General features: G+C 63.5%; 12 protein-coding genes and 1 tRNA gene. All 13 read right to left on the bottom strand.

Annotated elements, in window-relative coordinates:
- Position 1: 1 nt before the first annotated feature.
- Positions 2-77, bottom strand: a tRNA-Val gene (locus QYE47_RS26785).
- Between the two features lie 218 nt (positions 78-295).
- The gene (locus QYE47_RS26780) at positions 296-1,069 is read right to left on the bottom strand and encodes an SDR family oxidoreductase (protein WP_010953013.1); all 774 of its coding nucleotides are present in this window, start codon (positions 1,067-1,069) and stop codon (positions 296-298) included.
- Positions 1,066-2,277 carry an O-succinylhomoserine sulfhydrylase gene (locus QYE47_RS26775; RefSeq protein WP_012053270.1) on the bottom strand — a complete coding sequence of 404 codons (1,212 nt, stop codon included), beginning with the start codon at positions 2,275-2,277 and terminating at the stop codon, positions 1,066-1,068. Before QYE47_RS26775 ends, QYE47_RS26780 begins: the two co-directional genes overlap by 4 nt.
- Positions 2,278-2,293: 16 nt before the next feature.
- Positions 2,294-3,799 (bottom strand): amidophosphoribosyltransferase, encoded by a 1,506-nt coding sequence (purF, locus tag QYE47_RS26770; protein ID WP_003247207.1) that lies wholly within the window; start codon positions 3,797-3,799, stop codon positions 2,294-2,296.
- 42 nt (positions 3,800-3,841) lie between these two features.
- Positions 3,842-4,399 carry a CvpA family protein gene (locus QYE47_RS26765; RefSeq protein ID WP_010953011.1) on the bottom strand — a complete coding sequence of 186 codons (558 nt, stop codon included), beginning with the start codon at positions 4,397-4,399 and terminating at the stop codon, positions 3,842-3,844.
- Between the two features lie 196 nt (positions 4,400-4,595).
- Positions 4,596-5,240: an SPOR domain-containing protein gene (locus QYE47_RS26760; RefSeq protein WP_014591903.1), complete on the bottom strand. Its 645-nt coding sequence runs from the start codon at positions 5,238-5,240 to the stop codon at positions 4,596-4,598.
- Positions 5,224-6,531 carry a bifunctional tetrahydrofolate synthase/dihydrofolate synthase gene (gene folC, locus QYE47_RS26755; protein WP_041167049.1) on the bottom strand — a complete coding sequence of 436 codons (1,308 nt, stop codon included), beginning with the start codon at positions 6,529-6,531 and terminating at the stop codon, positions 5,224-5,226. Before folC ends, QYE47_RS26760 begins: the two co-directional genes overlap by 17 nt.
- Positions 6,531-7,424, bottom strand: a complete 894-nt coding sequence (gene accD / locus QYE47_RS26750; RefSeq protein ID WP_004574892.1) for an acetyl-CoA carboxylase, carboxyltransferase subunit beta — start codon at positions 7,422-7,424, stop codon at positions 6,531-6,533. The genes folC and accD overlap by 1 nt, the downstream gene beginning before the upstream one ends.
- A 216-nt stretch (positions 7,425-7,640) precedes the next feature.
- On the bottom strand, positions 7,641-8,261 hold the full coding sequence (locus QYE47_RS26745) for a phosphoribosylanthranilate isomerase (RefSeq protein WP_014591905.1): 621 nt from the start codon (positions 8,259-8,261) through the stop codon (positions 7,641-7,643).
- Between the two features lie 61 nt (positions 8,262-8,322).
- Positions 8,323-9,183 (bottom strand): tRNA pseudouridine(38-40) synthase TruA, encoded by an 861-nt coding sequence (gene truA, locus QYE47_RS26740; protein ID WP_019437491.1) that lies wholly within the window; start codon positions 9,181-9,183, stop codon positions 8,323-8,325.
- A gap of 194 nt (positions 9,184-9,377) precedes the next feature.
- Positions 9,378-12,113, bottom strand: coding sequence for a FimV/HubP family polar landmark protein (locus QYE47_RS26735; RefSeq protein ID WP_014591907.1), 2,736 nt, complete (start codon positions 12,111-12,113; stop codon positions 9,378-9,380).
- A gap of 71 nt (positions 12,114-12,184) precedes the next feature.
- Positions 12,185-13,189, bottom strand: coding sequence for an aspartate-semialdehyde dehydrogenase (locus tag QYE47_RS26730; RefSeq protein WP_070384183.1), 1,005 nt, complete (start codon positions 13,187-13,189; stop codon positions 12,185-12,187).
- Positions 13,137-13,376, bottom strand: coding sequence for a hypothetical protein (locus tag QYE47_RS26725; RefSeq protein WP_076403525.1), 240 nt, complete (start codon positions 13,374-13,376; stop codon positions 13,137-13,139). Before QYE47_RS26725 ends, QYE47_RS26730 begins: the two co-directional genes overlap by 53 nt.
- Between the last annotated feature and the right edge of the window lie 10 nt (positions 13,377-13,386).

Genomic DNA, 13,386 nt, shown 5'->3' with positions numbered 1-13,386 from the left:
GTGGTGGGTGATGACGGGATCGAACCGCCGACCCTCTGCTTGTAAGGCAGATGCTCTCCCGGCTGAGCTAATCACCCTCGCGATGTTGCTTGTTGCGTTTGCTTCGCTGAGGCCGCGAAATTTACGCAGGTGGCGAAGCTAAGTCAATAGCCCCATTGAATTTTTTTCAAAAAAGCAACGTGAGGTTATTGCCTGTGCCGGCCTCTTCGCGGGTAAAACCGCTCCTACAACGGTTAATGGCCGACCGTAGGAGCGGGTTTACCCGTGAAGAGCCGGCGCAGTTTAAACAAGGTGCTCAGGTATAGATCATCTTGCGGGTCATGCCGCCATCGACCACAAACTCCTGGCCGGTGACAAATGCCGCCTGGCGTGACAGCAACCAGGCAACCATGGCCGCGACATCTTCCACAGTCCCTACCCTGCCCGTTGGATGCTGGGCATGGTCAGCTTCGCTCAACGGCTCGGCACGGCGCTGCGACGGATCACGGGCATCGATCCAGCCCGGGCTCACCGCATTGACGCGAATCTCCGGGCCCAGGCTCATGGCCAGGGCATGTGTCAAAGCCACCAGGCCGCCCTTGCTTGCCGCGTAAGCCTCGGTGTCGGGTTCGGACTGCCGAGCACGGGTAGAGGTCAGGTTGACGATCGCCCCATTGTGCGCGCGCAGGTACGGCGCACAATGCTTGGCCAGCAGCATGGGGCCGCTGAGGTTTACCCCCAGCACCCGGTTCCATTGGGCCAGGCTCAGGCTTTCCAGCGTCTGGTTGTGCGGGTTGGCAATGGCCGCATTGCACACCAGCGCGTCCAGCCGGCCGAACTGCCCGAGCACTTCGGACACTCCGGCACTGACCTGGGCCTCGTCGGCAACGTCCATGGTGATGAACCAGGCGTTGTCGCCCAACGCCTTGGCCACTTTGGTACCACGCTGGCGGTCCAGATCACTCAGCACCACTTGCCAGCCTTCGCAGATCAGCCATGCGGCAATGCCCAGACCAATGCCGCGGGCCGCGCCCGTGACCAAGGCTACCCGGCCATTGTGGCCCGGGGTGCTGCCGCTGATTTCGATCACAACGCCGCCAGCCCGCGCGCCAGGTCAGCCTGCAGGTCGGCCACGTCTTCCAGGCCCACGGCAACGCGGATCAGGCTGTCGCGGATACCAGCCGCTTCACGCTCCTGCGGCGACAGGCGACCGTGTGAGGTGGTCGCCGGATGAGCGATGGTGGTTTTGCTGTCACCCAGGTTGGTAGTGATGGAAATCACACGGGTAGCGTCGATGAAACGCCACGCGCCCTCTTTGCCACCCTTGACCTCGAAGCTGACCACTGCACCAAAACCGCTCATCTGGCGCTTGGCCAGTTCGTGCTGCGGGTGACTGGGCAGGCCGGCGTAATGCACCTTTTCCACGCCGTCCTGCTGCTCAAGCCATTCGGCCAGGGCCTGAGCGCTTTCGCAGTGTGCACGCATACGCAGGCGCAGCGTTTCCAGGCCCTTGGTGAAGATCCAGGCGTTGAACGGGCTGAGGGTTGGACCTGCTGTTCGCAGGAAACCCACCACTTCTTTCATTTGCTCGGTACGGCCGGCAACCACACCGCCCATGCAGCGGCCCTGGCCGTCGATGAACTTGGTGGCCGAGTGGAACACAATGTCGGCACCCAGCTTCAGCGGCTGCTGCAACGCCGGGGTACTGAAACAGTTGTCCACCACCAGCATGGCACCCTGAGCATGGGCGATTTCGCTGAGCGCAGTGATATCGACCAACTCGGCCAGTGGGTTGGAGGGCGATTCGACGATCAGCAGCTTGGTGTTGGCCTTGATGGCCTTTTCCCAACCGGTGAGGTCGACCAGTGGCACGTAGTCCACTTGTACGCCAAAGCGCTTGAAGTACTTCTCGAACAGGCTGATGGTAGAGCCGAATACGCTCTGCGACACCAGCACATGGTCACCGGCGCTGCACAGCGACATGACCACGGCCAGGATCGCCGCCATGCCGGTGGACGTACCCACGGCCTGTTCGGCACCTTCCATGGCCGCCAGGCGCTCCTCGAAGGCACGCACCGATGGGTTGGTGTAGCGCGAATAGACGTTGCCCGGCGTTTCGCCGGCAAAGCGCGCAGCAGCATCGGCTGCCGTGCGGAACACATAGCTGGAGGTCAGGAACAGCGCTTCGCTGTGCTCGCCTTCCGGGGTACGGTTTTGACCAGCGCGAACCGCCAGGGTGTCGAAACCGACACCCTCGAGGTCACTGTCCAGTCGCCCGGCATCCCATTGATCCGTCATGCCGTCGCTCCCAAAATCAGTTGTTGTAAAGGTCGATGATCGCGCTGACGGCCTGGTTCTTGACCTTGGCCAGGTCATTACGGGCCTGCTCGATGCGGTCGAGGTAGGCTTCGTCGATATCGCCAGTGACGTACTCACCGTTGAACACCGCGCAATCGAACTGCTCGATCTTGATCTTGCCGCCGCCGACCGAGTCGATCAGGTCTGGCAGGTCCTGATAGACCAGCCAATCGGCGCCAATCAACTCACCCACCTGTTCGGTGGTGCGGTTGTGGGCGATCAGTTCGTGAACACTCGGCATGTCGATGCCGTAGACGTTGGGGTAGCGTACTGCAGGGGCCGCGGAGCAGAAGTAGACATTCTTGGCGCCGGCTTCGCGGGCCATCTGGATGATCTGCTTGCAGGTGGTGCCGCGCACGATCGAATCGTCCACCAGCATCACATTCTTGCCGCGGAACTCCAGCTCGATGGCGTTGAGCTTCTGACGCACCGACTTCTTGCGCGCGGCCTGACCGGGCATGATGAAGGTACGGCCGATGTAACGGTTCTTGACGAAACCTTCGCGGAACTTGACGCCCAGCCGGTTGGCCAGTTCCAGCGCGGCAGTGCGACTGGTATCCGGGATCGGGATGACCACGTCGATATCATGATCGGGGCGCTCGCGCATGATCTTGTCGGCCAGCTTTTCACCCATGCGCAGACGCGCCTTGTACACCGAGACCCCATCGATGATCGAGTCCGGGCGCGCCAGGTAGACGTGCTCGAAGATGCACGGCTGCAACTTTGGCGATTCGGCGCACTGCTTGGTGAACAACTGGCCTTCTTCGGTGATGTAAACCGCTTCGCCCGGTGCCAGGTCGCGGATCAGGGTGAAGCCGAGCACGTCCAGGGCGACGCTTTCCGACGCGATCATGTATTCCACGCCTTCGTCGGTGTGACGCTGACCGAACACCACCGGGCGAATGCCATGGGGGTCGCGGAAACCGACGATGCCGTAGCCGGTGATCATGGCCACCACGGCGTAACCGCCAACGCAGCGGCTGTGCACATGGGAGACCGCAGCGAACACGTCTTCTTCGGTCGGCTGCAACTTGCCGCGCACCGCCAGTTCATGGGCGAACACGTTCAGCAGCACTTCCGAGTCGGAGTTGGTGTTGACGTGGCGCAGATCGGACTCGTAGATCTCCTTGGCCAACTGCTCGACGTTGGTCAGGTTGCCGTTGTGAGCCAGGGTGATGCCGTAAGGCGAGTTGACGTAGAACGGCTGGGCCTCGGCCGAGGTCGAGCTGCCCGCAGTCGGGTAGCGCACGTGGCCGATGCCGATGTTGCCAACCAGGCGCTGCATGTGGCGCTGCTGGAACACGTCGCGCACCAGGCCATTATCCTTGCGCAGGAACAACCGGCCGTCATGGCTGGTCACGATACCGGCAGCGTCCTGGCCGCGGTGCTGGAGGACCGTAAGCGCGTCATACAGCGCCTGATTGACGTTCGACTTACCGACGATACCGACGATGCCACACATGCGACGCAACCCCTACTTTGATGAAACTTGAGTGAATAGTGCTCAGGGCTTGGACGGCCCGAGCAACTGTTCCTTGAACGGAAGATCAGCCGGAGTGCTGATCAGCCCACTGGGCGTCCATTGGTCGGTGAAACCCAGAATCAGGTTTTTCGACCAGTCGGCGACCAAGAGAAATTGTGGTATCAGGCGTGATTCCTGCCACCAGGTGTCTTGTTGAACCGGCCCCAGGCTGATCAGGCCAATGGCCACCACTACCAGCAAGGCCCCGCGCGCAGCACCGAAGGCCATGCCCAGGAAACGATCGGTGCCGGACAGCCCGGTCACGCGGATCAGCTCACCGACAAGGAAGTTGACCATGGCCCCCACCAGCAAGGTGGCGACGAAAAGAATGGCGCAGCCAGCGATGATGCGCATCGATGGCGTCTGGATATAGCTCTCAAGATACACCGAGAGCGAACCGCCGAACATCCAGGCAACCGCACCGGCAATGATCCAGATGAGCAAGGACAAGGCCTCCTTGACGAAGCCGCGCTTGAGACTGATCAGTGTGGAGACGGCGATGATCGCGATGATCGCCCAATCAACCAAGGTAAATGCCACGGTGTTGCCTGCAGACGTTTGAGGCGGCGCATTTTACCAGAGCGGCGGGCCGGGAGTAAGCGGAATGTCAGCTGGATTGGTGTTGGGCCATTGGCAGGCAAACCCGCCCCGACAGGTTCTGGGTAAGCCTTGCAGCGGCACAGTACCTGCCGGCGCGGGCCCACCCGCGAATGGGCGGCCTAGCCGCCCCGGGGAATCAGCTGCGCTCAGGCTGGAAACGCACCACAAAGCCCTTGAGGCTGTTCTGACGATTGATGGCGTCACGCACGCGCTCGGCCTCGGCGCGCTCGATCAACGGCCCCACGTACACGCGGTTCATGCCGCCCGCCGTACGAATATAGGCGTTGTAACCCTGGCTACGCAGGGTTTGCTGCAGCTTTTCGGCTCCGGCGCGGTTGGACAGACTGGCCAGCTGGATCGACCAACTGACGGGCAGGCCATTGGCGTCGATCTTCGATGGCGCGGGAGGCGCTGGTGTTGCAGCAGCTTTGGCCTCCACCTTGGGCGCGGGCGCCTGCGGCTTGGGTGGCTGAACCTGCGCCTGGGTCTGTGGCGACGGGGTGATTGGCTGGCTGGGTGTACTCGCCGGCGCAGTGGCCTCGTCGATCACCACCGGCGCCTGCTGCGCCTCCTGCGCAATAACCTGTGGCTCCGGCACGGCAACCGGCTCCACCTTCACTTCCGGCAGGCTGGGCATGGCCGGTGCCTGCGGAGCTTCGACGTGCACCTGGCGCATCTCGTCCTGGCGGGTAAACAGCATCGGCAGGAAGATAACCGCCAGCGCCACCAGCACCAGCGCACCCACCATGCGCTGTTTCATCCCTTTATCCAGCACAGCCATCTATTCCACCCTCCTGGGCGTGCCGTTCCAGCCATTCCAGCGCCTGGGCGACACAGAAAAACGAACCGAACAGCAGGATCTGATCATCCCCCGTCGCCTGCGCACATTGCCCTTCAAGGGCGGCGTCGACGCTGGCATAAGACTTCACCGTGGCACCGAGGTTCGCCAAGGACGAGGCCAGTTCTGCGGCCGGGCGACTGCGCGGGGTATCCAGCGGCGCCACCGCCCAGTCGTCGATGAGGCCCTGCAGCGGCGCGATAACGCCCTCCAGATCCTTGTCGGCGAGCAGGCCAAAGACCGCGAAGCGGCGCCCCTTCAGCGGTCGGGCCGCCAGGCGCATGGCCAGGTACTGCGCCGCATGCGGGTTGTGCCCGACATCCAGCAGCAACGCTACCGGTTTGCCCTGCCAGTTCAAGTTACGGAGGTCGAGACGCCCAGTGATACGGGTATCCAGCAGCGCCTGGCGAACTTGCTCCGCGTCCCACGGCAGCCCCATCAGCAGGTAAGCCTGCAAGGCCAGCGTGGCGTTTTCCATGGGCAAGTCAAGCAAAGGCAGGTCACGCAGCTCGACCTGCGCGCCATCGGCGGCAGTACCACGCCAGCTCCAGCAGCCATCGGCGCTGGCCAGGTCGAATTCCCGACCGCGCAGGAACAGTGGCGCGGCCAGTTCAGCGGCCTTGTCCAGCAACGGCCCGGGCGGATCCAGATCACCGCACAGGGCCGGCTTGCCCGGGCGGAAGATACCCGCCTTCTCGAAGGCCACCAGCTCGCGGGTATCACCCAGGTAATCAACATGGTCGATACCGATGCTGGTCACCAGGGCGAAGTCGGCATCCACTACGTTGACGGTATCCAGGCGGCCACCCAGGCCCACCTCCAGCACCACCGCATCCAGCTGCGACTGGTAGAACAACCAGAACGCGGCCAACGTCCCCATCTCGAAGTAGGTCAGGGAAATATCGCCTCGCGCAGCCTCGACGGCGGCGAAGGCTTCGCACAGGCGCTCATCGCTGGCCTCTTGACCATTGATCACCACCCGCTCGTTGTAACGTAGCAGGTGCGGCGAACTGTACACACCGACCTTGAGCCCCTGAGCACGCAGCAACGACGCCACGAAGGCGCAGGTCGAACCCTTGCCGTTGGTGCCGGTTACTGTCACCACGCGCGGCGCCAGCTTGCCCAGCGCCAAGCGGGCAAGCACCTTCTGCGACCGCTCCAGGCCCATGTCGATGGCCGAGGGGTGCAACTGCTCGAGGTAGGCGAGCCATTCGCCCAGGGATCGTTGTTTCATCACGCGACGGCAGCCGCCTCACGCGCTTCTTCCGGCGTTTGCTGACCGGTCATCTGCGCCAGCAGGCGGGCCAGACGCGGGCGCAATTCGCCACGGGAGATGATCAGGTCGATGGCACCGTGCTCCAGCAGGAACTCGCTGCGCTGGAAGCCTTCAGGCAGCTTCTCGCGTACGGTCTGCTCGATCACGCGTGGGCCGGCGAAACCGATCAGGGCCTTCGGCTCACCGACGATGACGTCGCCGAGCATCGCCAGGCTGGCGGAAACACCGCCATACACCGGGTCGGTCAGGACCGAGATGAACGGAATGCCTTCTTCGCGCAGGCGCGCCAGCACGGCAGAGGTCTTGGCCATCTGCATCAGCGAGATCAGCGCTTCCTGCATGCGCGCACCGCCCGAAGCGGAGAAGCAAACCATTGGGCAGCGGTTTTCCAGGGCATAGTTGGCCGCGCGGACGAAGCGCTCGCCGACGATGGCACCCATGGAACCGCCCATGAACGAGAACTCGAAGGCGCTAACCACGATCGGCATGCCCATCAGGGTGCCGCTCATGGAGATCAGCGCGTCCTTTTCGCCAGTCTGCTTCTGCGCAGCGGTCAGGCGGTCCTTGTACTTCTTGCCATCACGGAACTTCAGGCGGTCGACCGGTTCCAGGTCAGCGCCCAGTTCGGCACGGCCTTCGGCGTCAAGGAAGATGTCGATACGCGCACGTGCGCCGATGCGCATGTGGTGGTTGCACTTGGGGCAGACATCCAGGGTCTTTTCCAGCTCCGGACGATACAGCACGGCCTCGCAGGACGGGCACTTGTGCCACAGGCCCTCAGGCACCGAGCTCTTTTTCACCTCGGAACGCATGATCGAAGGGATCAGTTTGTCGACTAACCAGTTGCTCATGCTTTCTTTCTCCAGTATTGGCAGGCGGGGGACGGTGTCACCGGCCCTGCCCTTGAGCTCAAAATCTTTTATGAAACGATGGTGGACCGGCCGCCGGGGCTTCCAGCGCGCCACTCCACCGCTAATGTGTTTTTTGCCGCCACAGGTGCTGGCATGCGGCCCGCAGGGCTGCGAAAGCTATGGACGATGGCGCGCAGCCAGCCGTCACATCTGCCATCACGCCTGTTTCACCGCACGCATGAAGGCCTCGATCTTCGCCGCATCCTTGATGCCCTTGGCCTGTTCGACGCCACCGCTGACATCCACCGCATAAGGCTTTACCTGGGCAATGGCCTGGCCAACGTTATCGGCCGACAGCCCGCCCGCGAGGATGATCGGCTTGCCAAGACGCGCCGGTACCAATGACCAGTCGAACGCCTCGCCGGTTCCCCCTGGCACGCCCGGCATATAGGTGTCGAGCAAAATGCCGCGGGCACCCGCGTAAAGCCGACAGGCCGCCTCCAGGTCATCGCCAGGGCGCACACGCAGGGCCTTGATCCAGGGGCGGTGGTAGCCTTCACAGTCCTGCGGGGTTTCATCGCCGTGAAACTGTAGCAGGTCCAGCGGAACCACTTCGAGGATCTCGTTCAGCTCACAGCGCGAGGCATTGACGAACAGCCCGACCGTGGTCACGAACGGCGGCAGCTCGGCAATGATCGCCCGCGCCTGGCGCACGTCCACCGCCCGCGGGCTCTTGGCATAGAAGACGAAGCCGATGGCATCGGCCCCCGCTTCGGCAGCGGCCAGTGCGTCTTCGATGCGGGTAATCCCGCAGATCTTGCTGCGAACATTGCTCATGGAACAAGAACCCTGATTGTTGCGGCGAAAGGGCGGATGTTAGCAAATGGCTTTTCGCTCGTCAGTCTGCCAACGCCTCGTAACCACTCAAAAAGTGTGGGCCGATGTAACGCTTGGGCAACGCAAACGCTTCGGGGTACTCCACCTGCACCAGGTAAAGCCCGTATGGGTGGGCCGTTACCCCACCTTCACGGCGGTTGCGCCCTTCCAGCACCTCGCGTGCCCAGGCAACCGGACGCTCGCCGGCGCCGATGGCCATCAGCACACCGGCAATGTTACGCACCATGTGGTGCAGGAAGGCGGTGGCACGCACGTCCAGCACGATCATCTGACCATGGCGGGTAACACGCAGGTGGTAGATGTGCTTGATCGGTGACTTGGCCTGACACTGGCTGGCACGGAAGGCGCTGAAGTCGTGGGTACCCAGCAGGAACTGCGCCGCCTCGGCCATGCGATCGACGTCCAGCGGACGGTGGTTCCAGGTCACTTCTTCGGCCAGGTGCGCCGGGCGAATCGGGTCGTTGTAGATGACGTAGCGGTAACGCCGGGCGCAGGCCTTGAAGCGGGCATGAAAGTCGGCCGGCATTGGCCGCGACCAGACCACACTGATGTCGTGCGGCAGGTTGAAGTTGGTACCCATGGTCCAGGCGCGCTCGTCACGCACGGCACGGGTATCGAAGTGCACGACCTGCCCGCAGCCGTGAACGCCGGCGTCGGTGCGCCCGGCGCAGATCACCGAAATTGGCTCGTTGGCGACCTTGGACAGCGCTTGTTCCAGGGCTTGCTGGACACTCGGCACGCCGCTGGCCTGACGTTGCCAGCCGCGGTAGCGCGCGCCTTTGTATTCCACGCCCAGGGCGATGCGGGAGTAGCCTTCGGCCGCGGATTCGGCGGTAGCGGTATCGATGATGTCCAAGAGCATGAAACCTGTGGGGTGTACGGAATGGCGGGGATTATAACGACAACGGCAGCCTCGTAGGGCTGCCGGTGGATGCGCACTGCATGTGCGGGCCTCTTCGTGGGCGGGCTCGCCCCCACAGGTCACTCACAAGGTCGACAACCTGTGGGGATCCCGTGGGCGCGGGCAAGCCCGCGAAGAGGCCTGCCCTGCTTGCATCAGACCAACCGGGAGAGCATGTCCTCGGCTTCCTGGCGCTGGCTGTCGTCGCCATCCTTGACCACTTCATCGAGGATGTCGCGCGCGCCTTGGCTGTCACCCATGTCGATATAGGCACGGGCCAGGTCGAGCTTGGTGGCGACTTCGTCACTGCCGGAGAAGAAGTCGAAGTCCAAGTCATCCAAAGGCTCGAGCTCTGGCTGCGCAACCGCGTCTCCACTGGTGAAATGCGGCTCCAGCGATGGCGTTTCGAGGCTCTGCGACAGCTTGTCCAGCTCGGCATTGACGTCATTGAGCTCGGAGGCAAAGCTCTTGGCGGCCGGCGAATCGTCTTCCAGCGACAGGGACAAGTCGAAGTCCGATGGCAGGTCGAACTCGGAGACCGGGTCGAACTCCGGCTCGCTGTCGAAGGCAGCCAGTTCGGATGCGACATCCAGCGGATCTTGCTCCAGCGCCTGCGGGGCAGCCGGGGCAACCGGCTCGCTGACGTCGAGGTCGAAATCAGACAGGTCCACGGCAGGCTGAGGCTCGGCCTGAGCCAGCATGGCCTCGAAATCAGCGTCGGCGTCGGCTTGCAGCTCGGCATCCACGGCAAAGGGCTGTTCTTCTGGCTGAGCCTCTTCCTGTACGGGCTCATCCAGCACAGGCTCAGCGATTACCAGCTCGTCGGGTACGCCCACCTGTGCCATCGGCTCGTCCAGCACGGACGCGGCCAGCGGGTCTTGATCGGCCAGGTCTTCACCCAGGCTCAGGTCGAAGGCGCTGTCCAGATCCTGCTCGGCCAGGTCCGTTGCATCGAGCGTTGGCACTTCATCGAAGGCGTCCAGCTCAGCGTCCGGCCCTGCTTGCGCCACAGCCTCTTGCTCAGCCTGCTCCTGCGGCTCGAAACCGGACAACTCGCCAGGAACCACGTCGGCAACCACCGGCGCTTCGGGCTCATCGTGCAGCAACTCTTGCACGTACTGCTCATCCATTTCGGCAGCCAGCGCCGCCGCACCCAGGCCGGCAGCGGCCAGGCCGAGCATGGCGGGGTAACGCTCTTTCAGGCCGGCGACTTGGGCAACATTCTGCTCGCTGGCCGGCAGCTGACGCTCCTGTTCGGCGAACGCGCTCTGGTCACCCTGACGGGCGTACACGTCCATCAGTTTCAGGCGCAGGTCGTCACGCTCCGGCGCGGCGGCCACGGCGGGCTCCAGCAGCTCGGTGGCACGATTAAGGCGGCCTTCGGCCAGGCATTGGTCGACTTGCGCCAGCAGCGCGGCGTGCGGGTCTGCTTGCGGTTCAGACTCGGGTTCTGCATCAGCGACCGGTTCTGCCACTTTTTCCGCAGCGACGGCAGCTGCAGCCGAAGCGGCAACCACAGCCGGCGACAGGGTTACGCCAGGCTCCCGGGTTTCTACGCCGTCGAAGCTCTCGGTATCGCTGTCGAAACCTGCGCCCTGCTCTTCTTCCAGCGCCCGCGCCATGCGCAGGTGCTTCTCGGCTTCTTGCTGGGCTTTGCGCTTACGCGCCAGCAGCCACAGCAGCAGTGCCAGCACCAGAATGCTGGAACCGGCAATCACCCCCAGAAGCCACGGGTTGCCCAGGACCGAGTCGAGTGAACCCTTCGGCTGGCTGGCGGGTGCTGGCTGGACGTCCGGCACAGGCTTGGGTGCGGTATCTGCAGCAGCAGGCGCCGGATTGACCACGGGCTGCTCCGGGGTAGCGGCAGCCGCTGCCGACCCGGCTGCGCCCTGGCCTTCCAGGCGTGCCAACTGGTTGTTCTTCAGTTCGATCAGACGCTGCAGCTTGTCCAGCTGGCTCTGCAGGTCGGCCATGCGGCTTTTCAGTTCTTCGTTGTCGCGACGGCTGGTGTCCAGGCTTTCCTGGGCCATGGCCAGCTCGTCATTCAACGCCTTGGCCTGACCTGCACCGGCCTGCTTGCCCGGGCTGACCAGGCGCAGGTTGTCGCCCTGGGCGATACGCGACGGTGCAGCCTCGGCGGCGCCACGGCGGGTGGCATCCAGCTGGCGGGCACGCGGCCCCAGGCGACGGCCTTCACGCCAGGCCGCATACTGCTCGGCCACCTCACGGTTCGCCTCGCCCTGGGTGATGCTCTGGATCTGCTGCTGGTCGGGCAGGCGCAGTACCTGGCCAACCTTCAGCTGGTTGATGTTGTTGCCGATGAAGGCGTCCGGGTTCAAAGCCTGGATCGCGATCATGGTCTGCTGGATCGATCCACCCTGGGTGTTACGCGCGGCAATCTGCCACAAGGTGTCGCGACGCTGGGTGGTGTAGCTGCTGGCACCGGTGATGGCCGGTGTGACATTGCCTGCCGCCGGCTTGTCGCCCTGCGCCTTGGCCTGGTCGAGCAGCACGCTATAGTCACGCAGCAGGCGGCCCTGCGGCCACATTACCTGCACCAGGAACTTGACCACCGGACCTGGCAGCGGCTGACTGGAGGTCACGCGCAGCACACTTTTGCCGTTGGGGTTGATCACCGGTGTGAAGGTCAGGTCTTCAAGGTAGGTCGGAAACGCCACCCCGGCCTTGCTGAACTCTTCCGGTGGCGCCAGGCTCGGCGCCACTTCGGCGGCTTTGAGGTCGCGCACGTCGAGCAATTCGATCTCGGCGTCCAGCGGCTGATTCTGTGCCGACTTCAGGGTCAGCTCCCCCAGGCCCAGCGCATTCGCCATGCCAGACGACAGCGCGGATGCTGCAGCCATGGCCAGAACCAGTTTGCGAATTCGAAGCATGACCTCTTCCCTTGTATGAATCGTCCCGGAACCTGCATGCGGAGCAGGACAAAAGTGCTCGCCAGTATCTTTTACGGCATGTGTTTAATCAACAATTGCGCCACTTGCACGGCATTGAGCGCGGCGCCTTTGCGCACGTTGTCGGTGGTTAGCCAGAGGTTGAGTTGCCGGTCTTCATCAACACCGTGACGTACACGTCCAACATAGACCACGTCTTGGCCCACTGCGTCACCTACCGGGGTCGGATAATCATCGTTTTCCACCCGCTCGATGCTGTCGGCTGCCTCCAGGGCCTGGTTGACCGCTGCCAGGTCTACCGGGCGACGGCTTTGCACAGCCACACTGAAGCTATCGCCGAAAAACACCGGTACTTGAACACAGCTCACGGAAATCTTCAGTTCAGGCAGGCCGAGCAGCACGCGCAGTTCGCTGACCAGGCGGCGCTCCAGCGCGGTATGGCCCTGCTCGTCGGCGGCACCAACCTGGGCCAGCAGGTTGAATGCCACCTGGCGGTCGAAGAAGCGCGGCTCCAGCGGGCGGGCATTGAGCAGTTCGGCGGTTTGCCGGGCGAGCTCGCTGACCGCTTCACGGCCTTGCGCCGAAACCGCCAGCGCGGCCATCACTTGCACCCGCTCGATGTCCAGTAGGCCTTTGAGCGGCGCCAGCGCGACGGCCAGGGCTACTGCGGCCGAGCATGGGCTGACGATACGCGCTGGCAACGACAGGCTGGCCAGGCGTTCGGCGTTGGCTTCCGGCACCAGGGCCAGGGCGTCGTCCAGCCCCCCGGACAGGTCGATCACCGTGCAGCCCGCCTGCAGCGCCTTGCCGGCAAAGCTGCGGCTGACGGCGGCGCCGGTGGCGAAGAAGGCCAGCTTGACCTGGGCGAAGTCGAAGCTGTCGACTTCGCGCACCTTCAGTTTCTTGCCAGCGAACATCACGCTGCTGCCCGCCGATTCCCCGCTGGCCAGCAGGTGCAGGGTGGCAACCGGGAATGCCAGTTCCTCGAGGATCTGCACCAAGGCTTCACCGACGCTGCCGGTGGCGCCGACGACGGCGATATCCAAAGGGTGTGTCATGGAAGGGATCCTTTTGCTGTAAACGGCGGGGGCGGCACTTTACTCGGATTGAAGGGTTTTGTCTGTGCCTCCCCCAGCGTTGCCTATTGCTGTTGCTGTTGCTGTTGCTGTTGCTGTTGCTCTTGATCTTGATCTTCGCGACTTCAGGAGGCCGAACGCAGGCCTTGCGGAGGCAGGTGACGGGCATGGATGCCCGT

Origin of the sequence: Pseudomonas sp. 2,4-D (assembly GCF_030418155.1) — a bacterium.
Lineage (GTDB): Bacteria > Pseudomonadota > Gammaproteobacteria > Pseudomonadales > Pseudomonadaceae > Aquipseudomonas > Aquipseudomonas alloputida.
Note: the sequence above shows the minus strand (reverse complement) of the source record. Positions and strands in the feature narration are given on the sequence as shown.

Excerpts from the sequence above, each read along its gene's own strand:
- QYE47_RS26725 (WP_076403525.1), bottom strand. The coding sequence starts at position 13,376 with ATGCCCGTCACCTGCCTCCGCAAGGCCTGCGTTCGGCCTCCTGAAGTC.
- QYE47_RS26745 (WP_014591905.1), bottom strand. The coding sequence starts at position 8,261 with ATGAGCAATGTTCGCAGCAAGATCTGCGGGATTACCCGCATCGAAGAC.
- QYE47_RS26760 (WP_014591903.1), bottom strand. The coding sequence starts at position 5,240 with ATGGCTGTGCTGGATAAAGGGATGAAACAGCGCATGGTGGGTGCGCTG.
- truA (WP_019437491.1), bottom strand. The coding sequence starts at position 9,183 with ATGCTCTTGGACATCATCGATACCGCTACCGCCGAATCCGCGGCCGAA.
- QYE47_RS26730 (WP_070384183.1), bottom strand. The coding sequence starts at position 13,189 with ATGACACACCCTTTGGATATCGCCGTCGTCGGCGCCACCGGCAGCGTC.
- QYE47_RS26735 (WP_014591907.1), bottom strand. The coding sequence starts at position 12,113 with ATGCTTCGAATTCGCAAACTGGTTCTGGCCATGGCTGCAGCATCCGCG.
- purF (WP_003247207.1), bottom strand. The coding sequence starts at position 3,799 with ATGTGTGGCATCGTCGGTATCGTCGGTAAGTCGAACGTCAATCAGGCG.
- QYE47_RS26775 (WP_012053270.1), bottom strand. The coding sequence starts at position 2,277 with ATGACGGATCAATGGGATGCCGGGCGACTGGACAGTGACCTCGAGGGT.
- folC (WP_041167049.1), bottom strand. The coding sequence starts at position 6,531 with ATGAAACAACGATCCCTGGGCGAATGGCTCGCCTACCTCGAGCAGTTG.
- accD (WP_004574892.1), bottom strand. The coding sequence starts at position 7,424 with ATGAGCAACTGGTTAGTCGACAAACTGATCCCTTCGATCATGCGTTCC.